Source organism: Sphingorhabdus sp. (assembly GCF_044239045.1).
Taxonomy (GTDB): Bacteria; Pseudomonadota; Alphaproteobacteria; order Sphingomonadales; family Sphingomonadaceae; genus Sphingorhabdus_B.
In genome coordinates this window covers 13,857-32,918 of the sequence record NZ_JBIICD010000020.1, presented here as the reverse complement: position 1 = coordinate 32,918, position 19,062 = coordinate 13,857, and the positions used below count along the sequence as shown (strand labels likewise).

The 19,062-nt window shown below is 55.4% G+C and carries 20 protein-coding genes and 2 tRNA genes; 13 read left to right on the top strand and 9 right to left on the bottom strand.

The annotated features are described in order from the left end of the window. The 6 genes from ACILP4_RS08620 to ACILP4_RS08595 form a co-directional block, all read left to right on the top strand. On the top strand, positions 1 to 386 hold a 386-nt coding region (locus ACILP4_RS08620), incomplete at its 5' end, for an SDR family NAD(P)-dependent oxidoreductase (protein WP_395620315.1). A gap of 92 nt (positions 387 to 478) precedes the next feature. Further along, on the top strand, positions 479 to 1,846 hold the full coding sequence (locus ACILP4_RS08615) for an MFS transporter (RefSeq protein WP_395620314.1): 1,368 nt from the start codon (positions 479 to 481) through the stop codon (positions 1,844 to 1,846). Further along, positions 1,846 to 2,826, top strand: a complete 981-nt coding sequence (locus ACILP4_RS08610; protein WP_395620313.1) for a VOC family protein — start codon at positions 1,846 to 1,848, stop codon at positions 2,824 to 2,826. Before ACILP4_RS08615 ends, ACILP4_RS08610 begins: the two co-directional genes overlap by 1 nt. 47 nt (positions 2,827 to 2,873) lie before the next feature. Continuing rightward, positions 2,874 to 3,773 (top strand): alpha/beta fold hydrolase, encoded by a 900-nt coding sequence (locus tag ACILP4_RS08605; RefSeq protein ID WP_395620312.1) that lies wholly within the window; start codon positions 2,874 to 2,876, stop codon positions 3,771 to 3,773. Further along, a complete protein-coding gene (locus tag ACILP4_RS08600) occupies positions 3,770 to 4,534 on the top strand; it encodes a glucose 1-dehydrogenase (RefSeq protein WP_333790356.1) in 765 nt (254 codons plus the stop codon). The genes ACILP4_RS08605 and ACILP4_RS08600 overlap by 4 nt, the downstream gene beginning before the upstream one ends. Positions 4,535 to 4,552: 18 nt before the next feature. Next, on the top strand, positions 4,553 to 5,311 hold the full coding sequence (locus ACILP4_RS08595; RefSeq protein ID WP_395620311.1) for a Coq4 family protein: 759 nt from the start codon (positions 4,553 to 4,555) through the stop codon (positions 5,309 to 5,311). Here ACILP4_RS08595 and ACILP4_RS08590 read toward each other — a convergent pair. Beyond that, positions 5,303 to 5,968: a TetR/AcrR family transcriptional regulator gene (locus ACILP4_RS08590; protein ID WP_395620310.1), complete on the bottom strand. Its 666-nt coding sequence runs from the start codon at positions 5,966 to 5,968 to the stop codon at positions 5,303 to 5,305. The two genes, ACILP4_RS08595 and ACILP4_RS08590, sit on opposite strands and share 9 nt — an antisense overlap. 363 nt (positions 5,969 to 6,331) lie before the next feature. Between ACILP4_RS08590 and ACILP4_RS08585 the strand changes: the two genes are divergently transcribed. Further along, entirely contained in the window at positions 6,332 to 6,781 is a 450-nt protein-coding gene (locus tag ACILP4_RS08585; protein WP_395620309.1) for a DUF2924 domain-containing protein, read from the top strand. Then, a complete protein-coding gene (locus ACILP4_RS08580) occupies positions 6,774 to 8,366 on the top strand; it encodes a recombinase family protein (protein WP_395620308.1) in 1,593 nt (530 codons plus the stop codon). Before ACILP4_RS08585 ends, ACILP4_RS08580 begins: the two co-directional genes overlap by 8 nt. A 232-nt stretch (positions 8,367 to 8,598) precedes the next feature. Here ACILP4_RS08580 and ACILP4_RS08575 read toward each other — a convergent pair. From ACILP4_RS08575 to ACILP4_RS08565, 3 genes are all read right to left on the bottom strand, one after another. Continuing rightward, positions 8,599 to 8,685 (bottom strand) — tRNA-Leu (locus ACILP4_RS08575). 78 nt (positions 8,686 to 8,763) lie between these two features. Continuing rightward, the gene (gene metW, locus ACILP4_RS08570; protein WP_395620307.1) at positions 8,764 to 9,357 is read right to left on the bottom strand and encodes a methionine biosynthesis protein MetW; all 594 of its coding nucleotides are present in this window, start codon (positions 9,355 to 9,357) and stop codon (positions 8,764 to 8,766) included. After that, positions 9,354 to 10,475 carry a homoserine O-acetyltransferase gene (locus tag ACILP4_RS08565; RefSeq protein WP_395620316.1) on the bottom strand — a complete coding sequence of 374 codons (1,122 nt, stop codon included), beginning with the start codon at positions 10,473 to 10,475 and terminating at the stop codon, positions 9,354 to 9,356. The genes metW and ACILP4_RS08565 overlap by 4 nt, the downstream gene beginning before the upstream one ends. A gap of 126 nt (positions 10,476 to 10,601) precedes the next feature. Between ACILP4_RS08565 and hisC the strand changes: the two genes are divergently transcribed. Both hisC and ACILP4_RS08555 read left to right on the top strand, forming a co-directional pair. Continuing rightward, the gene (hisC, locus tag ACILP4_RS08560; protein ID WP_395620306.1) at positions 10,602 to 11,699 is read left to right on the top strand and encodes a histidinol-phosphate transaminase; all 1,098 of its coding nucleotides are present in this window, start codon (positions 10,602 to 10,604) and stop codon (positions 11,697 to 11,699) included. Further along, the gene (locus ACILP4_RS08555; RefSeq protein ID WP_395620305.1) at positions 11,699 to 12,604 is read left to right on the top strand and encodes a prephenate/arogenate dehydrogenase family protein; all 906 of its coding nucleotides are present in this window, start codon (positions 11,699 to 11,701) and stop codon (positions 12,602 to 12,604) included. Before hisC ends, ACILP4_RS08555 begins: the two co-directional genes overlap by 1 nt. Before the next feature lie 9 nt (positions 12,605 to 12,613). Here ACILP4_RS08555 and ACILP4_RS08550 read toward each other — a convergent pair whose 3' ends face one another. Next, entirely contained in the window at positions 12,614 to 13,303 is a 690-nt protein-coding gene (locus ACILP4_RS08550) for a lysophospholipid acyltransferase family protein (protein WP_395620304.1), read from the bottom strand. A 3-nt stretch (positions 13,304 to 13,306) separates the two neighbouring features. Next, positions 13,307 to 13,837, bottom strand: coding sequence for a YdcF family protein (locus ACILP4_RS08545; RefSeq protein WP_395620303.1), 531 nt, complete (start codon positions 13,835 to 13,837; stop codon positions 13,307 to 13,309). 220 nt (positions 13,838 to 14,057) lie between these two features. Between ACILP4_RS08545 and ACILP4_RS08540 the strand changes: the two genes are divergently transcribed. From ACILP4_RS08540 to ACILP4_RS08530, 3 genes are all read left to right on the top strand, one after another. Continuing rightward, a complete protein-coding gene (locus ACILP4_RS08540; protein WP_395620302.1) occupies positions 14,058 to 14,942 on the top strand; it encodes an MJ0042-type zinc finger domain-containing protein in 885 nt (294 codons plus the stop codon). A gap of 74 nt (positions 14,943 to 15,016) precedes the next feature. Further along, positions 15,017 to 15,092, top strand: a tRNA-Thr gene (locus ACILP4_RS08535). A 95-nt stretch (positions 15,093 to 15,187) separates the two neighbouring features. After that, positions 15,188 to 15,859: a nitroreductase gene (locus ACILP4_RS08530; RefSeq protein WP_395620301.1), complete on the top strand. Its 672-nt coding sequence runs from the start codon at positions 15,188 to 15,190 to the stop codon at positions 15,857 to 15,859. A 42-nt stretch (positions 15,860 to 15,901) separates the two neighbouring features. Here the strand turns inward: ACILP4_RS08530 and ACILP4_RS08525 are convergent, their stop codons facing one another. The 3 genes from ACILP4_RS08525 to ACILP4_RS08515 form a co-directional block, all read right to left on the bottom strand. After that, on the bottom strand, positions 15,902 to 17,167 hold the full coding sequence (locus ACILP4_RS08525; protein ID WP_395620300.1) for a NupC/NupG family nucleoside CNT transporter: 1,266 nt from the start codon (positions 17,165 to 17,167) through the stop codon (positions 15,902 to 15,904). Between the two features lie 102 nt (positions 17,168 to 17,269). After that, entirely contained in the window at positions 17,270 to 18,259 is a 990-nt protein-coding gene (locus tag ACILP4_RS08520; RefSeq protein WP_395620299.1) for a HupE/UreJ family protein, read from the bottom strand. Then, positions 18,256 to 19,053 carry a peptidyl-prolyl cis-trans isomerase gene (locus tag ACILP4_RS08515; protein ID WP_395620298.1) on the bottom strand — a complete coding sequence of 266 codons (798 nt, stop codon included), beginning with the start codon at positions 19,051 to 19,053 and terminating at the stop codon, positions 18,256 to 18,258. Before ACILP4_RS08515 ends, ACILP4_RS08520 begins: the two co-directional genes overlap by 4 nt. Positions 19,054 to 19,062 lie beyond the last annotated feature (9 nt).

Sequence of the window (19,062 nt, the reverse complement as noted above, 5' to 3'; positions counted from 1 at the left end):
TTGCAACGCGTCACTGGCAAAACCGCAAAGCGGGGGGCAAGTTGATTGTCACGTCTTCGGTGGCGGCACTCCTTGGACTACCCAATTCCGCTGGCTACTGCCTGACCAAATCGGCCGTGACTGGGCTGGTCCGTTCACTTGCAATCGAACTGGGACGCAGCGGTATCCAAGTTAACGCAATCCTGCCCGGGTTCATCGAGACCGAAATGTCGCTGAATACGCCCAAAGCCTTTCAAGACGGGTGTCGCCGCCGGGCAGCGTCCGGTAAGATTGGGCAATTGTCAGACATGGAAGGTATCGCGGTTTACCTTGCATCCAAGCAAAGCAATTTCATGACCGGTCAAGCGCTGGTGCTTGACGGCGGCCATTCGATTTTTCCTCTATGATGGGGCCCGATACATCATCGGATTTCAAGGGGAGCGATCGCACAAATCGTTCAAGAAACGCTTTACAAAGTCGAATTTGGAAGGGGGCATAAGTGGCATCAGCATCCGGTCGTGAAGAGCAACAGATAGGCTTGTGGCGAATTCTTGCCTTTGGGTCCGTGCAATTGCCCCTTGGAATGATCGGGCTACCGATCGCAATCTATCTGGCTCCGCTCTATTCTGGACAGATGCAATTGGCTCTGCAGCTCATCGGGATTTCGTTAATCCTAGCACGCCTATCCGATTTCATTACCGATCCGATTATAGGAATTGTTTCCGATCGCTGGCGCCCCAAAATCGGTCGCAGACGGGTGTGGCTGATTTTTGGATCATTGACAATGATGGCAGGGGTCTACCTGCTATTCCGGCCCTCGCCGGGTATTGATATCGTCTATTTCCTTGCAGCTGTCGCGCTCGTTTATCTGGGCTACACGATGCTATTGCTACCCTATCATGCCTGGGCAGCCGAGCTTTCCGAAGACTATCACGTCCGAACCCGAATAAGTTCGGTTTCACAGGCCTTCAGCATCGCCGGCCTGATTACATCGACACTCATCCCTGCCTATGTACAAATGCAGCCTGGAACGACCAGCGCAGATGTGATGTCGGCGTTAAGCGTCGTTATCATAGCTTTGCTGCCGCTATGTGCGGCGCTTGCCTTCTTTTTCGTTCCAGAGCCCGAAGCTCCAATCCGCAAAGCCCCGTTCAACATAACCAAGGCGATGAAAATGCTTGGCTCCAACCGGGCTTTCTTGCAGGTAACTTTGTTGGTGCTTGTTGCAACGGTGGGCGAAGTTTTCCGTCAGACGATCACCGTGTTTTTTGCGCGCGATGTTGTGGGCGTCCCCAATATAGGCGTCATATACTTCCTCTATTTCGTCGCCGCGCTGCTTGTTGTGCCCGGTTGGGTTTGGCTCGCCAAGCGGATCGAAAAACACCGCGCCCTTGCCTTGGCGCTCGTCATCGTCGCGGCAACCAATGCGTTGATGTTCTTTGTGCCAAAGGGCGGGGTATACGTCTTTACCGCCCTCTTTATCCTGAAAGGTGCGTGCTATGGTGCAGTGCTCATGCTGCCGCACGCGATGATCGCTGATACTGCAGATATCGACACCGCAGACACGTTGGATCGCCAACAGGGACTGTTTTATGCAGTGACGGCCATGGTTCAGAAGATGGGATATGCTGCCGGCTCTGGTCTGCCTTTGCTCATTCTTGGTGGCATTGGTTATGTTTCTGCCGGTGAGAGCAGAGCCGAACCGCTGCTAGCCTTGACGATCAGCTATAGTGTTATTCCAGCGGTTCTGGTGCTGATTGCCGCTTATATGGCGTGGCATTATACTTTGACAGAGGCGCGCCATCGCGACATCCGCGCCGAAATCGACGCTCGAATGGCCGTCGCTTCTTCCGGAGTGAAAGAATAATGATCACAGGGCTGCATCATGTCGGACTTTCTGTGCTCAATCTCGACGCGGCGATCGACTTCTATACCAAACAGCATGCCTATAATCTCTCCCACCGATTTGACGTAGAAGATAACGCAAACAATCGTGCCATGCTGCAGCTTGATAATGCCTCTGCTCGGGGCGCGTTTTTGCAGGGCAGTCTCGGATGTTTGGAACTGTTCGAATATGCCTGTAAACCTGAAATGGATCAGGAAGATAAGGCAGTCTATTCAGCAGGGATTCGCCATATCTGCCTACAGAGCGAGATTTCCGACCGGTTGTACGATGGACTGGTTGCCGCCGGTGCGACTTCACATGCACGACCCTCGGGGTTGGGAACAGGCAACAGTTATGTCTATATCCGTGATCCCGAAGGCAATCTTCTGGAGCTTGAGGGAACACCTTGGGCGCCGGAGGAGGCACGCCGCCCTTGGTTTGCGCACGTTGCGCTGGTCACTCCAGATATCAGCAGGCTGACTGATTTTTATGCGCTGCTCACCGGAATCGATATCCATCGCCAAGGCAGTTTCGGCCCCAGTCCTAAATTCGATCATGTGGCTGGACTTTCAGACATATGTTTCACGGGCGCTTGGTCGCGGCTCGCCAACGCCGAACTAGAATTTTGGTGCTATGCACATCCACCTACTCTGCCAGGAAACAGGCGCATTCTCGCGACTCCGGGGTGGAACCATATTTGCTTTGAAAGCGATGACATCGACGCTGACTATGCACGGTTAGTGGCCCATGGCATCGAATTGCATGGGCCGCCCCATATGTTCGGAAATGCGCGGCTTTTTTTCGGACGCGACCCCGATGGCAATGTTTTCGAATTGCTGCAACCCAGCTTAGACAAACAGCTAACAGTCGCTGCAATGTTGCAAGAAGCCAATGGCCATAGCGTCGATGCTGCGCGAACCGCATATCGCAATCGATTGGCCACGACGGTTACAGGGGCATAACCCCGATGTCCTTCACCTCGGGTCCTGCTATTGCCAACGCTTCCCCTATGAACCGAAATGTTCGGGCCAATGGACTGGATTTTCATTGCTTGGAACAGGGGCACGGCGAACCAATTCTTTTTTTGCACGGCTTTCCCGACCACGCTGCCACATGGCGCCCCCTTTCAGAACGTCTCGCGCCCGAATTCAGGTTGATTGCGCCGGATCTGCGTGGCTATGGCTTGACCTCGCGCCCGCTGGATGTTGAAAGCTACAGGCTGGGGCATTTGATCGACGACGTCGCGGCATTGATTGATGCGTTTGATTTGTCGATGGTGCATCTATGTGGACATGATTGGGGTGGCGTTTTGGCGTTCGCATTTGCGGAAAAGCATCCGCATAAAGCAGCCAGCCTTACCGTCCTCAACGCGCCGCCGCCTGCAGTATTGCAAAAAATGATCTGGAATGACCCCAACCAGCGCCTTGCATCGCAATATATCACCATGCTGCGTTCCGCCGAGGCAGATGCACTGTTCAATGAAACCAATGTCGATGCTTTGATAGAGCGTTTCTTGGCGCAACCTTATCATCATGGATTGCTGAATGATGCTGACATCGAGGCCTATCGACATGCCTGGACCCAAAAGGGTGTGTGGCAGGCGATGTTGGCTTGGTATCGTGCATCTCCTTTTGATGTGCCGGGTATCGATGCAGAATTTGGCAACGACTTTCTGGATGAATGCCACATCGAGTGCCCCGTCCAGATCATCTGGGGTGATCTGGATGCCGTTTTTGTGCCAGCCATGGCGGACGCCATCGTCCATGCCTGCCCGGAGGCTATCCTCACGCGACTGCCCGCTGCTGGACATGTCCCGCACCGCGATACCCCTGAATGCTGCGCAGCGTTGATTACTAAATTTATCGCTCAACACCCAATCCGGCCGATTTCGAAGGAAGTTACAGCATGACAGAACAAACCCTTACAGGCCGCGTTGCCATCATCACCGGGGCTGCCCGTGGAATTGGCCTTGCGGCCGTGCATCGCCTTTGCGCGAGCGGTGCCAGCGTAGTCGCGTTCGATCGGCCGGAGGCCGATTTCAGTACCGCCTTGTCCGCTGGTCGCGTTGCCAGTCTAGCCGGTGATGTAGTGAATGCAGCCGATTGGCAGAGGGCGATCGACCTTGCTCTTACGCTGGGTGAGCGGGTTGATATCTTGTTCAACAACGCAGGGATATCGGGTGCGATAGCCAATGCGCTAGACTATCCGGAAGAAGAATTTGACCGGATTATGGCGGTCAACGTTAAAGGTGTCTTTCTGGGGCTAAAGTATGTCGGCCATCACATGCTGACCAATCGCAGCGGTGTGATCGTCAACACATCCTCGGTTTCGAGCTTTGGCGGTAGCGGTAACATCTTTGGGTACACTGCCAGCAAGCATGCGGTGAATGGAATGACCAAGTCCGCGGCCATCGCGCTGGCGCCGCACGGGGTGCGTGTGCTGGCAATCTGCCCTAGTCCGACGGCAACCGAAATGATGTTCCAACTCGAGCGCCGCCTTTCGCCCGATAACCCAGAGGCTGCTCGGCCACAATTGGCACAGGGTATCCCCATGGCACGCTATGGCACACCAGAGGAAGTGGCCGAAGCCTTGGCGTTTCTGGTCAGCGATGCAGCCGCTTTCATGACTGGTGCCCTTGTGCCGGTCGATGGCGGAACCTTGGCCAAGTAACCCGAAGAGGAGGCTGACATGGTGACGCAGATCGAACGTAGCTTCGGGGAAAAATTCCTCAAAAGCATCGACAATTTCTACACCTACGGGATCGACTGGTTGTTCAACGAATGGTGGGAAACAGCTCCGGCTGATGTGATTGCGAAGTACGAAGCGGCGATCCTCGATCACCCGGACCATGGACCGCTGGCTCGGGAAGGATGGCTTGCGCCGGATTTTCGAATTGGTTCGCTCGACAGCTATGGTCCAGGTACGTTGGGCCATGCTTACCGCGCCTTCATGGTCGACAACAATCTGGTTGAACATTTGGCAGCTGGTTACCACGCTAGGCATGATGAATTGCTGCAAAGCGGTAAAATTGATCGCATGCCTCCGGCATTAGCTTACAAGGTGTTACGTGGCTTTCAGACACATGATCTTCATCATGTCCTGACCGGCTATCCGGCTACACCACTCGGTGAGCTTGCAATTCAGGCATTCCAACTTGCCCAGATGGACTATCCTTATGCTGCCATGTGGATTGCCGTTGTGACCAGTCATATGACTTTGGTCGATCCCTACCTAATCAAGCCGGGGATGGATGCTATCACTGATGGTTGGGCCCTTGGCCGGCACGCCCGCAGCGTCCAGTTCGTGAAGTTTGAGCATCGTCTCGGTGAACCCTTGGATGACATTCGCGCCGAATTTGGGTTGCAGCGCGATCTAGTTGCGATAGCGGATACGCCGCCCAAGCGCATGCCTGAACTTCTAAAGCCGTCAGTTGAGCGCTCAGATTGATGCCGGTTGTTGACGCCGGATCGGCTGGTGCCGATTTGTATGCTCACGCTTGATCTCAGTCAGCGTCCCTAGGATCATGGTGACAGTTAAATCTTCAAGCGCTTCTCGACTGAGCTTGCGTTGCAACAAATAGGCACCCGCAGCGGCCGGCAAACCAAAGCTGATGTCTGTTGCTGCTCTGGCGATATCGGGAGGTAAATTGAAATGTTCGGTAACAATTTCGGCCAGATAGCTGACGGCGGTGTCTCGACCGAACTCTGTGGGGTCGTGAATAGCAGAGACTGAGGGTTCGGCTTGCAACCGTTCGATCAACATACCCCGCTCATCAATATATTTGAGGTAAACATGTGTAACCGAACGAACCAAATCCTCGAAAGTATTAGCTTTTTGAGCTGCTTCGACCTGTTGTCGTCGCAAGCGCCTCCATTCGCGTTGCAGAAGAAGCCTCAGCAAATCAGTTATATTGGGGAAATAATTGTAGACAAGAGACTTACTTATACCCGCTTCACGCCCGATGCGATCCATCGACAAGGCCGAAACACCGTCGCGCGCTACAATCTCTGCAACATGATCGAGGATGAGCGTCTGTCGTTCACTTGGGGCGAGACGGACCCGTTTCTGAGACTTCGATAGAGCACTTCGTTTGGCATCGGGCATCGCGTTGCAACCTTTAACAATTTTCACACCCGGCAAACCCGATCGCGAGAACCTTTATCGTTATTTGCCTGTTCCCGCTGGTTTGCCCGTCATAAGCAGAAAGGGCAAGGCTAGATCGATGTCAATTTCCTTGCATTTGCCCCTCCTGGGCGCAAAGCGGACCTCTAAATCGTTTCTTACTGCATCCTCCAAGGTGCACCGTTCGGAATACACCCAGCATATTCTACTGGACTTCACTTCCAGTTCGAGCAGTAGCGTAGTGTGTAGTAGCGCTGGCACGCGCTGCTTGCCCCGCTGGGCTTGACCCACGGGGCTCTGGGTGGTGGAGGCAGGCATGAGGCCTACTCTCCAAGAGGGCAACTCATGCAACCCATCACCGATGACGTCTGGCAAAAAGACATCACCGTCATTCCTACCCTTTCTAAAACGGAGCTGCATGCCCGCTGGGAACGGCTCGAAGGTGCTAAACCTCCCAACATCCCAATCGACCTGCTACGTCGGCTCTACGCCCAGCGCGTCCGCGAACATGCCTATGGCGGCATTCCTGGTTGGGTTCTGGCTGAGTTCGATCGCGTGTTGCTCGAGAGCCGTAAGCCAAGAGAGAAGAAGCGCGTCGATTCTGTGCGCCGCTCTCTATCTGCCGGCACCCGCCTGGTCCGAGAGTGGAATGGCAAGACTATCAGCGTTGAGGTGAGACAAGAGGGCTATCTCTATGCGGATAGGCTCTATGGCTCTCTGAGTGAGATTGCGAGAGTGGTAACAGGCACACATTGGTCAGGGCCAAGGTTCTTCGGGATTAAGCGCCGTGGTTGAGAAGATATTCCGCTGCGCGGTTTATACGCGCAAGTCCACCGAGGATGGGCTTGAGAAAGAGTTTAACAGCCTTGATGCGCAATATGAGGCCTGTGCTGCTTATGCACTGAGCCAGAAGCATGAAGGCTGGCATCTTCTGCCTGAACGCTATGATGATGGCGGATATTCAGGGGGGAATATGGAACGCCCTGGCCTTAAGCGTCTGCTGAGTGATGTGGCAGCTGGCAGGGTCGATATTATCCTAGTCTACAAGATCGACAGGCTTACCCGAAGCTTGTCTGACTTTGCCAAGATCGTCGATGTCTTGGACACGGCCAAGGCGAGCTTTGTGTCCATTACCCAGTCCTTCAACACTACAACCAGCATGGGCAGGCTTACGCTCAACATGCTTCTCTCGTTTGCCCAGTTTGAACGTGAGGTAACTGGCGAACGCATCAGAGATAAGATTGCTGCCTCAAAGCGCAAAGGCATGTGGATGGGAGGCCCTGTTCCTCTGGGATATGATCTTGAGAACAGGCGGCTTATCCCGAACCCCAAAGAAGCGATGCTAGTCCGATACATCCTCGAACAATATCTCAAGCATCCATCCGTTCAGGACCTTGGCAATCATCTGAACGCCCAAGGCTATACGACCAAGGTTCAGCACCGGGCCAGCGGCCCGCACAGGGGTGGATGTCGTTTTAGACGAGGCACGCTTTACCACCTGCTTTCTAACCAGATCTATCTCGGCAAGATTGTCCACAAAGGGCAGGTCTATGACGGAGAGCATGACGCTATCGTCTCTCAAGACCTGTTTGAGGCCGTCCAGGCTAAGCTTAAGGAGAATGCTTCAGGCAGCTCCAGACGCCTCAAAGCACAACATCCAAGCCTGCTGACAGGCCTCCTGTTCGATAGCGAGCAGCGACCTATGACGCCTGCCCATGCCACTAAGGGAAAGACCACTCGGTATCGCTACTATATCACGCGGGCTGACAAGGCAGAAACTGCGCCCGTCTGGCGCGTCAACGCACATGACATAGAGCAGCTTACAACTGACCGTCTGGCAGCTTATTTTAACAGTCCAGCAGAAATCGCACAGCTCGCAGGGTCTGACGTCGAAGCAACCACGCTCCAAAATGCACTGGCGCAAGCTGACCTTTCAGCAGCGATGCTGCGAAGTGGCGCAGCCAACAGCAAGTATGAACTTATCCAGAGGCTCACAGAGCGGATTACACTCTATGCTGACCATATCGTTGTTCAGCTGAGACCAGAGAGGCTGGCATCTCTTCTGGGCCTCCCGGTATCTGATGAACAAGCACCGGTCACGTTGACTGTGCCTGCCAAGCGCGCCCGAAAAGGACACCAGATAAGGCTGGTTATACAAGGGGAAGAAGCCGAGCTACCAAAGTCGCCCCAGCGCGATGAGAAGGCGATCTTTAAGCTTGCAGAGGCGTTCGAAGCCCGCAAGCTAGTGACGGAGAACCCGACTTTGTCGCTTGCAGCAATCGCAAAGGCGCATGGGCGGTGTCACAAGCACCTGGCCAAACTCATTGAACGATCTTTCGTGGCTCCTGAAGATCTCGTCGCCATTTTCGCCGTCAAATAGGCTGCGCAGGCGGCGTATCTCCATTAAGCACTGACAAGCACGATTTTCTGGGATTGACGAAAAGCTGATGTTGGAGACGCCAGCTCCAAATGCGGGGCGCAGACCCTGTAAAACAGATGCTCACGAAAGCCTCTCGCCCATCGCGAAAATCAAAAAACCTAGCCTAAACTGGCCTTATTAGGGCAGCATGGGGTCAGGATTTTTTGTATCTGGGTGAGGAACACAGACTGCCTGGTGCGGCCAAGAAGACTCGAACTTCCACGGGCTTTCGCCCACAACGACCTCAACGTTGCGCGTCTACCAATTCCGCCATGGCCGCACGCGCCTAGACAGGTAGGAGGCGGCCCCTAGCAAAGCGCGTAGGGTGGCGCAACAGGCATTATCGTTTCGAGGCCGCCTAATCGCGCCGCAGCAGGAACACCGCATGTTCTGCCAACAGATTGGCAAGCCGTCCATTGCGCGGTTTATCTCCAGACAAAAACCATTGGCCTTCTATTCTAATATTCCGTTCGTCGAGGAAGCTGCGAAAGTCGTCGATGGTCACATGGTGGATATTGGGCGTGTCATACCAGCTATGGGGAAGCTGCTCTGTCACCGGCATGCGTCCACCAAACATATGCGCCAAACGCATGCGCCATTGCGCAAAATTAGGGAAGGAGACAAAGGCCTGCCGTCCGATCCGCACCAAATGATCTAACACCAGATCAGGCCTTTTGGTGGTCTGCAATGTCTGGCTTAAAATCGCATAGTCAAAGCTACCATCGGGATAATCGGCCAAGTCGGTGTCGGCATCACCTTGAACCACCGATAGCCCGCGCGCGACCGCCGTGGCCACGTCGCGGGCGTCAAGCTCCATTCCGCGCGCGTCAGCATCTTTGGTGTCGCGCAGTGCCGCCATCAACAGGCCATCGCCGCAGCCAACATCCAAGATACGGGCGTTGGCGCGTACTTCGCGGGCGATAATCGCAAGGTCGGAGCGTAAAGATGTCACCGGCTTTCCCCTGCGCGCAAAAAGCCATCGACGATGCGGTTCATTTCGGGCGCTTCCAATAAAAATGCGTCATGGCCAAAGGGGCTCGATAGTTCAACAAAACTCGCCGCGGCGCCCGCTGCGTTCAGGGCATGCACAATGCGCCGCGATTCTGCCGTGGGATACAACCAGTCGCTGTCAAAACTGATTAGGCAGAAACGGGTTTTGGTGCCGGCAAAGGCTTTGGCAAGTACGCCGTCATGCGGCTCTGCCAGATCGAAATAATCCATCGCGCGGGTAATGTAGAGATAGCTGTTGGCATCAAAGCGGTCGACGAAGCTGAGGCCCTGATAGCGCAAATAGCTTTCGACCTGAAAATCGGCGTCAAAGCCAAAGCTTTTGGCATCCCTATTTTGCAAACGGCGGCCGAATTTTTCGGTAAGGCCCGCTTCGGATAGATAGGTGATATGTGCCGCCATGCGGGCAACGGCAAGGCCAGCCGCAGGTGCTTCATGCCCATAATAAGCGCCATTGTTCCAGCGCGGGTCGGCCATAATTGCCTGACGCCCGACCTCGTGAAAGGCGATGTTCTGCGCCGAATGCCGCGCGGTCGAAGCAATGATAACCGCAGATCGGACGCGTTCCGGATATAACGCAGCCCAGCTTAAGGCCTGCATCCCGCCCATCGACCCGCCGACCACGGCCTCCAATGTTTCGATGCCCAAATAGTCCAGCAATAAAGCCTGAGCCCGGACCATGTCGGCAATGGTGATGACCGGAAAACCCATGGCATAAGGCGCGCCCGTTACCGGATCGATGCTGGCGGGACCAGATGACCCCATGCAGCTACCCAAGACGTTTATGCTGATGATGCAATGGCGCGCGGGGTCTATCGGCTTGCCGGGGCCAACCATCCGCGTCCACCAGCCCGATTTGCCCGTAACGGGGTGGTTTGATGCCACATATTGGTCACCGGTGAGCGCGTGGCAAATCAATATGGCGTTGGATTTATCGGCGTTCAGTGCACCATAGGTTTCATAGGCAAATTCGACAGGCGCAAACGCGACACCGCTGTCGAGCTGCACTGCCCCAAGCAACAGTGTCTTTTTATCCAGACCAAAACGCGCGTCATTCTGCATGATGACCGCCATATCAGCGGTTTCGTGCGAAACAACAGAAACTCGCAATAGAAGTGTTAGTGGTCCTGACTCTAGTGCGTTGGCGACACGTTGCGCTTCGCTGCTGTCGCCGCTATGGCCGCGGGCATGAATACACCCAAAGCCAAACCATGGATTGAAGCTATCAGCGCCTATACACCCGGCAAAGCAAAGTCGGACGATGGCCGCGTGCTGATTAAACTATCAGCGAACGAAAACCCGTTGGGGTGCAGTGCCGACGCTGCGGCGGCGCTGGTGAACAAAAGCGCTTCTTTGGCCCGCTATCCGGACCCCGCCTGTACCGCTTTGCGTGAAGCATTGGGCGCGGCTTATGAGATTGATAGCGATCAAATCGTCTGCGGAACAGGTTCGGATGAACTGCTGAACCTCATTGCCATGGGCTATGCAGGCGCAGGCGATGATATCATTTATGTCCGCTATGGCTTTTCGGTCTATGAGATTGCGGCCCGCAAAGCGGCTGCCAATGTGATTGTCGCGCCGGATAAGGATTATGGCACCGATGTCGATGCTTTGCTGGCGCTGGTGACTGACAAGACCCGCGTGGTTTTTGTGGCGAACCCGAATAATCCTACGGGCACTTATACCGATGACGCCGAAATTGCGCGACTGCATGCGGGCTTACCGAGCAATTGTGTGCTCGTGCTGGACCAGGCCTATGGCGAATATCTTGAGGATGACGGTCCCGCCGCATTGGAACTGGCGCGCCGCCATGACAATGTCTTGATCACCCGGACTTTCTCTAAAATTTACGGCCTTGCGGCAGAACGCATTGGCTGGTGCTATGGTCATGCGGGCCTTATTGAAACGCTCAACCGCGTGCGTGCCCCGTTCAATGTGACAGCCGCAGGACAGGCGGCGGCTATCGCTGCGCTTGCGGATAAAGATTTCGTGACGCGCAGCCGTCAGCATAATGCCGAATGGCGTGACTGGATGGTCGCAGAATTTGGGGCATTGTCCAACCACGGTTTGAAGGTCATTCCATCCTGGGGCAATTTCCTGATGGTCTTTTTCGAAGGCACATGCAGCGCAGAGACAGCTTTTAACGCGCTTATGGCCGAAGGCTATATCGTCCGCTGGTTGCCGGGACAGGGGCTTGGCAATGGCCTACGCATTACCATTGGTACCGAAAAGGAAAATCGGGGTATCATGTCAGCCCTGCGCAAAATCCTGGACGCGAACGCGTAATGTTACCCTTCACGCGCCTGACGATTATTGGCCTGGGCCTGATCGGTTCATCGGTGGCACGCGCGGTCAGGGCGCAGATGCCCGCAGTGCGCATTACCGGACATGACGCCGACCCGACTGTGCGTGAACGCGCCATTGCGCTTGGTTTCTGCGATGATGTGACCGACACGGCTGGCGCTTCGGTGATGGATGCGGACCTTGTCATCTTGTGCGTGCCTGTGGGCGCTATGGGCGCGGTTGCGGCCGAGTTCGCGGCTGACCTACCAATCGATGCGATTATCAGCGATGTCGGTTCCTGCAAGCAAAGCGTGGCAGAGGCCCTCGGCGCCGCGCTTCCGAACGCGATCATAATTCCTGCCCATCCTGTGGCCGGCACCGAAAAAAGTGGGCCTGACGCCGGTTTCTCGACCTTGTTCAAGGGGCGCTGGTGCATATTGACGCCACCCGAAAATGCACCCGAGGCCGCAATTGAGCGCCTGCGCATTTTTTGGCAACAGCTTGGCGCCGATGTCGAAATTATGGACGCGCGTCACCATGACATGGTGCTTGCCGTCACCAGCCATTTGCCGCACTTGATCGCCTATACCATCGTGGGCACAGCCGATGATTTGGAAGGCGTGACGCAAAGCGAGGTTATTAAATATTCGGCAGGTGGTTTCCGGGACTTCACGCGCATTGCTGCGTCCGACCCGGTGATGTGGCGCGATGTGTTTTTGTCTAACAAGGACGCCGTCCTCGAAATGCTTCAGCGTTTTTCCGAAGATTTAAGCGCACTGCAGCGCGCGATCCGGTATGATAAAGGCGACGAGTTGGAGGCATTATTTGCCCGCACGCGCAATATCCGACGGTCGATTGTGGAACAGGGCCAAGATGATGACGCACCCGATTTCGGGCGCAAGCATTAGGTCCTGACCCTAAACGTTCAGTGCATTAATCGCAGCATGGACCCGCGCCTCAATTTCCGCGCGAGGCAGACCCGTGGGTAGTTCCTCGCCAATCTTGTAGGTAATCGTCCCTGATTTCCAGATACCCGTTTTGCGTGGGCTTAACGTGCCGCTGTCCACCGCAATCGGCACGACGGGCAGGTTGATAAGCTTATACAAGCCTGCAAAGCCCGACTGTAATGGGGGCTGATGGCCGGGGGCGACCCGCGTACCTTCGGGGAAGATCACGATTGGTCGTCCGTCGGCGATCATTTTCTTAGCAAGAACCAGCATGGCCCGCAGTGCCGCCGCGCCGCCATTGCGGTCAACCGGGATCATGCCATAGGCCTGCGCGGCTGGACCCCATAAGGGGATATCAAACAGCTCTTTCTTCGTCACCACCGCGGGTTTGTGAAACATGCGGGGCATGTCGATGGTTTCAAACATGCTTTCATGTTTGATGGCGTAGAGAACGGGCTTTTGCGGCAATGCGCCCTCAATTTTGATGTTGATGCCCAATATCCGGCGGTAGCAGGTATATTGCCAGCGCGACCAGCCGCGCACGGCCCATTGCATCAGCGGGACGGAGAACCATTGCGCCAAGAACGCGGTAACCACGAAAAACACCGAGCCTGTGTAGAATATCACGATGTAAACAGCAGACCGGATGACTGCCATCATGGCTTAAAGCCCAATAAGCGACGCGACAGCGCGCAACCAATATTTGTTATATTCCTTGAACAAGCCGCCAAGCGAGGGTTGGGTCGACACCGCATCATTGGTGACGGTGATGCCATTGGGCAAGGCCCGGTCAAGTTCAAAGCGCGCGCGGCGCATGTGCCAATCATGCGTAACAAGTCGAATGCTGCGCATATTGTTCCGCTTTACCCATGCTGCCGTTTCTAATGCATTGGACCGTGTGTCTACCGATTGGAAACCCAGCGCGATGCAGCATTGGAAATATTGGGCAGATTTTGGATATTGTGCCTCAAGCTCGGGCGGCTTCACATCGCGGTCTACGCCAGAAATCAGCAATTTTTTGGACTTGCCCGATTCCAATATTTCTAGCCCGCGATCAATTCTGTGTGCACCACCGGTCAGCACGACAACACCATCGCTTGGCGCAATGGGCGCTGGCTGCGGCAACAGCAAAGCAAACCAAGCAAAGCCCAGCATCCAGATCAACAATATGAAAGCGATAGAGCGACTGATCATAAATTCTTCTTTAACACAGTAATCACCGTGAAGCACGACTTAAGCATAGCAAGCGTCGTCACAGCAAGCGGAATGCGCCGCACCGCAGCGACAAATGGCGCGAAAAATAGGACAGGATAGGGGCTATTCATGGTCGAGTCGCGACCCGAAAACGCGTCGTCCACAGCAATTTTCACCAGCGGGGTTGCAAGTCACAAGATGCTGCTGTTTAGTCTTTTTCATGCTGCTTGTTTGCCCTTCCTGCCGCACACGTTACAATGTTCCTGACAATGCCGTTGGTGTTGATGGTCGCCAAGTACGTTGCGCCAATTGCAAGCATGCATGGTTTCAAGAGGCGGCGGCTCCCCCGACGGCGCCAACACCCTCCATCCCCGCCCCAGCCGAACCGAGCGACCCGGCGCCCGTTGTCGCCCCGCCAGAGGGTGCTGCCGCCGCACAAATGTCACCAATGGGTGCAGAGCCAGCAGAAAGCGCCCCAAACCCCGTTCTAGATCCCGCGCCCCGATTCATGGGCGCAGAAACGGATGCGGATGACGCACAGCCTGCCTTCCCTAGATTTGCGCCTGAGCGCGCGGCCGCGCCTGATCAGGCGCCTGTATATGTCGATCCGTCGTTAAGTGCAGGCAAATGGGCAGATACAGAACCAAAGCAAAGCCGCTTTGCGCATGCGCCACCGTTCAACCAACGTCGCAGCCCTGCGAAAATCTGGACTTTGGTAGCGGTCATCTTTGCGCTGACGGTCACCTTCATTGGCACGGCTATCTCTTATTTCGGTATGCCAAATATCGGCTTTTCCAGCACGACAGAACAACCCGACCTCACTATTGTGCTCAACGATAATCTGGCACTGAACACGCGCGAAGATGGCACGCCATATTTTATCGCGAGCGGCAGTATTGTGAACCCGACTGGGGTACAGCAAAATGTGCCCGACCTGCTGGTGACGCTCAAGGATGCCAGTGGCAGACCGGTCTACAGTTGGAAAATGAAAGCCAAGGCCAGCACGCTTGCGCCAGGCGCAAAGGTCGATTTTAGCGAGGCGCGGCTTGACGTTCCATTGGCCGCCAAGCAGATCAGCGTTGGCTGGGTGCTATCGGGCGATTAACCCCGCTCCGCACAAAGGCCACTTGAACTCATCAGCGCTCTTAGCTATGCGAAGCCCCGGCCGAAGCGCCACATGCCGCCTTAGCTCAGTTGGTAGAGCATCGCATTCGTAATGCGGGGGTCGTAGGTTCGAATCCTATAGGCGGCACCATTTTTCTATACTCTCGATGATCACACAATCTGACCTGTTTAGATGAACGCTGCATGGGCTTGACCGATCGCAGTTATATAGGCAGTTGACCTTGCATGAACCAATTAACCGTAAGCCAAGCCGTACTTTCGCGCCGTTCAGTTCGCGCGTTTACACCCAATACCGTCTCGCTGGAGTTGCTTCACCGGGTCATGGACAAGGCGCGATGGGCGCCGTCGGGTTGTAATTTTCAACCGTGGGAAGCAACGATCCTGACGGGCGAGCCGCTTGCTGAGCTGCAACAGAAAATGCTCGCTTCGCCTATGCAGGATCCGCCTGAATATTCATGGTCCGACCCAGAGGTTATCCCTGAATGTAAGGCGCGCTTGGCGCAAGTGGGGGCGTCGATGTATCAGGCCATGGGTATTGGTCGCTCTGACGCTGACGCGCGAAGCGATTTCGTTCGCAACAATGTGATGTCGTTCAATGCCCCTGCGGTGCTGCTGTGCTATTTTGACCGCCGCATGGGCTCACCGCAATGGTCGGATGTCGGGATGTGGCTTCAGACCATTATGTTATTGCTGCGTGAAGAAGGGCTGGATACTTGCCCTCAGGAATTCCTCGCCATGCATGCAAAGCTCATCAAGGAATTTATCGGCGTTTCCGATGAAACCCACATTTTCTTCTGTGGTATGGCCATTGGCTATAGAGACGAAGAGGCTGCGGTGAACGGCTTTGAGCGGCAGCGCGAACCAGTTGAAGGCAACGTCCGCTTCGTGGGTTTCTGACGCTAGGATTATATTATCAAGTTAATGCAGTGATGAAGCGGCTTAGGCCAAGGTGACAAGTCCAATAACCGCGCCAGTCATAGCGGAAACCATATTACCGGCGACCCAGCTTTTCATTCCCAGCGCGGAAACCTCTGCGCGCCGTGTAGGCGCGAGCGTGGCGATGGTTGATACCAACAGGCCGACGCTGGCAAGGTTCGCAACGCCGCATAAAGCATAAGTGATGATCAGCTTGCTGCGCGCGTCAAAGGTATCGGCGGGCAGGGCAGCGAGATCAAGATAGGCGACATATTCGTTAAGTATAGTTTTGGTGCCCATCAATGCACCTGCCGCGGGTGCTTGGCCCCATGGGATGCCGATGCTCCACATCAACGGCGCGAACAGCCAGCCAAAAATGCGTTTGAGGGTGAGTGGCTGTGCATCCACTTGGGGCAGCAGGGCCAGCAGCTGGTCGGTCAAATTGACCAAGGCAAACACGACTATGATGATGGCGATGACGGACAGCACCAATTGGATGCCCTCCATCGTGCCTTTAATGACTGCGTCCATGCTGCTTTCATATTTCAGGTCAGCGTCTGCATCCACTGCGTTCAAGCTGCCGTCGCCAGGAACCATCAGCCGCGCAATCAACACAGCGGCGGGTAAGGAAATCAGCGAGGCCACAATCATATGCCCAACGGCGTTCGGCACGGTTTTGGACAAGGTCGTGGCATAAAGGACAAGAATGGCGCCGGAGATTGTGGCCATGATCAGCACCATGATCATGAACAATTCAGACCTACTCATCCGTTCAAACCACGCCCGCAGGACTAACGGGGTTTCAACAACGCCCAGAAACATCGTCGCGCCGCCGCCGAGGCCAACGACGCCGCTAACGCCCAAGGTCTTGCGTAAGGCCCAAGACAGGCCCCGAACCGCAGCACGCAAGATGCCCCAATGCCACAACAAAGCAGAAAGCGCGGAGAAAACGATGATGAGCGGCAATATTTGAAATGCGACGATGACAGGCTGTTCTGCGCCGGGCTTGAGCACAAAGGGAATCGGCGCGCCGCCAGTGTAGCCAAACATGTAGCTGGACCCGACCAATGTCGCCTTTTCCACTGCCGCGACCGCATTATTGGCATAGCCGACTAAGGTCCAGATGAACGGCACGCGGGTGACCGCCAGCGCGAGGACAATTTGCACAAAAAGCGCGCCGAATATCCAACGCCATGATGGCCGGCTTGCGCGATCTTCGGACAACGCCCATGCCAACGTCAGGATAAACGCGATGCCGATCAATCCCTGCCCCTGCTGCAAAACCGCCATCTTACCCCAAACTTACATTATGACCGTAGAGGCATTTGCTTAGCGACTTTTCACAGCGCGCGTTACCCCCAAAAGCAGCCACGCCGCTTTCTCGTCTGCTGCTCAAGCGGGTAGAACGCGTTGTAGCAACCACATGACGGCTATGCCGCCAATGGCATAAGCGCTTATCATCTGCACCCGCGCCGCGTAGAGCGCGTGCGCGCGACGGAGCGCCCATAAGACCAACATCGCCACCGCGACGATGACAAGCTGACCCGCCTCAACGCCCAGATTGAAGGTCAGCAATGCCATGGGGACTTCGCCCTGCGGCAATCCGATTTCGGCTAATGCGCCTGCAAAGCCAAAGCCATGGAGCAAGCCAAATAGAAAAGCGACGACCCATGGAAAACGCTCTGACAAGCGCAATTCGCCGGGTTTGCGTTTCACGATTTCGACGGCAAGGAAAACAATCGATAAGGCGATTGTAGCCTCAACTGGCGGACCAGGAACGCTGATAAGCTCAAGCGTTGTGGCCACCAAGGTCAGCGAATGGGCTATGGTGAAGGCCGTCACCGTTGCCGCGACGCGCCATGCTCCATTGAGCAAAAGCACAAGGCACAGCACGAACAATAAATGGTCATATCCCATCAAAATATGTTCGACGCCGGTCACAAAATAGGTTCGGGCGACCTGCCATCGGTAGGCCTTTTGCATGATGACAGCAGATGGGTTGGCTGGCGTCAGCCGCGCGGCTTGCGTGATCCCATTGGCGGATTGATAGCGCAGCAATGCGTCGGCTGGTGTGTTTTCCATGCCGCTTAAGCGGACAGAACGGCCTGCCAATGCTTCACCGCAGTCAATGTCCCAACGCGCCAACAAGGCGGCGGCATCAAAGGTGCGCACAGGTTCGGTCGCTGCGCAATCGCTTGGGAATATCGGCACTACGCGCGCGGCAAGGCCCGGCCGGATGGGCGCTTTCCATGTGATTTTATACTGGTGGGTTGTGGCTTCATGCTCGCGGATTTCCAGATAGCCTGGTTGCAAGTCATCCGCGCGGGCGACCGACGTGAAGCCAGCCGCGAGCAAAAGCAAGAGGAGAAAGCGGACGATCACGGCTTGGCGATACGAATGTCATATCCGTCGAGCAGTGCCTGATAGGCAGTTGCTTCGCGCGTGGCTTGCGTGTCGGCACGCCAGTCGTTGGATACGCGCTGGCGAATGTCAGTCAAAGGCGGTGTCGCTGACGCAACGAAGTCGCGGATGCGGACGGCATGCCATCCAAAACCGGACTGGACTGGCCCGCTCCAACGTCCTTTGGGTAAATTGCGCAGACTGTCGGCAAAGCCGTCGCCAAATTCGCGGCCAATGCTGTCCGACGCGGCCTTTTCCATGCTTGCAGATACGCTCAACGGCTGTCCCTGCACTTGCCTTCCGGCGTTTAGAGCAAGGACCGATGCTTTCGCGGCGTCTTCATCGTCGCCCAAAAATATCTGATCGAAACTGAAGGCCGGTTTTTCGGCATAGCGGATTTTATTCGCCGCATAGAGGCTTTGCAGCGTCGTTTCCGAAGGCTCCATATTCTGGATTTGCGCTATCGCCAGAAATTCCATTTTGGCGCGTAAGCGGCGACGGATGACGGGGTCATCGACGTCAAGGCCCATGCGCATAGCCTCCCGAAAATAGATTTCTTCCTTGATATAATCACGGATCAGGTTGTCGAGTGTTTGCGGCGTTGGCGGACTACGCCATGTCTGCTCCCATTGCGAAGCCAGCCGCGCGACGTCTGCTTCATTGATGGTTATGCTGCGGTCAAGGCTGTCTTCCCCGCCAAATTGTCCCATGAGCAGGAACAAGGCCGATCCCGCACCAAGGAAATGCACCAGCGGCTCGCGCAGTGCCTGCTTCATCCAATCCCG

Bases quoted from the DNA above. Each gene is read 5' to 3' on its own strand.
- ACILP4_RS08610 (WP_395620313.1), top strand. From the start codon at position 1,846: ATGATCACAGGGCTGCATCATGTCGGACTTTCTGTGCTCAATCTCGAC.
- ACILP4_RS08605 (WP_395620312.1), top strand. From the start codon at position 2,874: ATGAACCGAAATGTTCGGGCCAATGGACTGGATTTTCATTGCTTGGAA.
- ACILP4_RS08600 (WP_333790356.1), top strand. From the start codon at position 3,770: ATGACAGAACAAACCCTTACAGGCCGCGTTGCCATCATCACCGGGGCT.
- ACILP4_RS08595 (WP_395620311.1), top strand. From the start codon at position 4,553: ATGGTGACGCAGATCGAACGTAGCTTCGGGGAAAAATTCCTCAAAAGC.
- ACILP4_RS08590 (WP_395620310.1), bottom strand. From the start codon at position 5,968: ATGCCCGATGCCAAACGAAGTGCTCTATCGAAGTCTCAGAAACGGGTC.
- ACILP4_RS08585 (WP_395620309.1), top strand. From the start codon at position 6,332: ATGCAACCCATCACCGATGACGTCTGGCAAAAAGACATCACCGTCATT.
- ACILP4_RS08565 (WP_395620316.1), bottom strand. From the start codon at position 10,475: ATGCAGAATGACGCGCGTTTTGGTCTGGATAAAAAGACACTGTTGCTT.
- hisC (WP_395620306.1), top strand. From the start codon at position 10,602: ATGAATACACCCAAAGCCAAACCATGGATTGAAGCTATCAGCGCCTAT.
- ACILP4_RS08555 (WP_395620305.1), top strand. From the start codon at position 11,699: ATGTTACCCTTCACGCGCCTGACGATTATTGGCCTGGGCCTGATCGGT.
- ACILP4_RS08550 (WP_395620304.1), bottom strand. From the start codon at position 13,303: ATGATGGCAGTCATCCGGTCTGCTGTTTACATCGTGATATTCTACACA.
- ACILP4_RS08545 (WP_395620303.1), bottom strand. From the start codon at position 13,837: ATGATCAGTCGCTCTATCGCTTTCATATTGTTGATCTGGATGCTGGGC.
- ACILP4_RS08540 (WP_395620302.1), top strand. From the start codon at position 14,058: ATGCTGCTTGTTTGCCCTTCCTGCCGCACACGTTACAATGTTCCTGAC.
- ACILP4_RS08530 (WP_395620301.1), top strand. From the start codon at position 15,188: ATGAACCAATTAACCGTAAGCCAAGCCGTACTTTCGCGCCGTTCAGTT.
- ACILP4_RS08525 (WP_395620300.1), bottom strand. From the start codon at position 17,167: ATGGCGGTTTTGCAGCAGGGGCAGGGATTGATCGGCATCGCGTTTATC.
- ACILP4_RS08515 (WP_395620298.1), bottom strand. From the start codon at position 19,053: ATGAAGCAGGCACTGCGCGAGCCGCTGGTGCATTTCCTTGGTGCGGGA.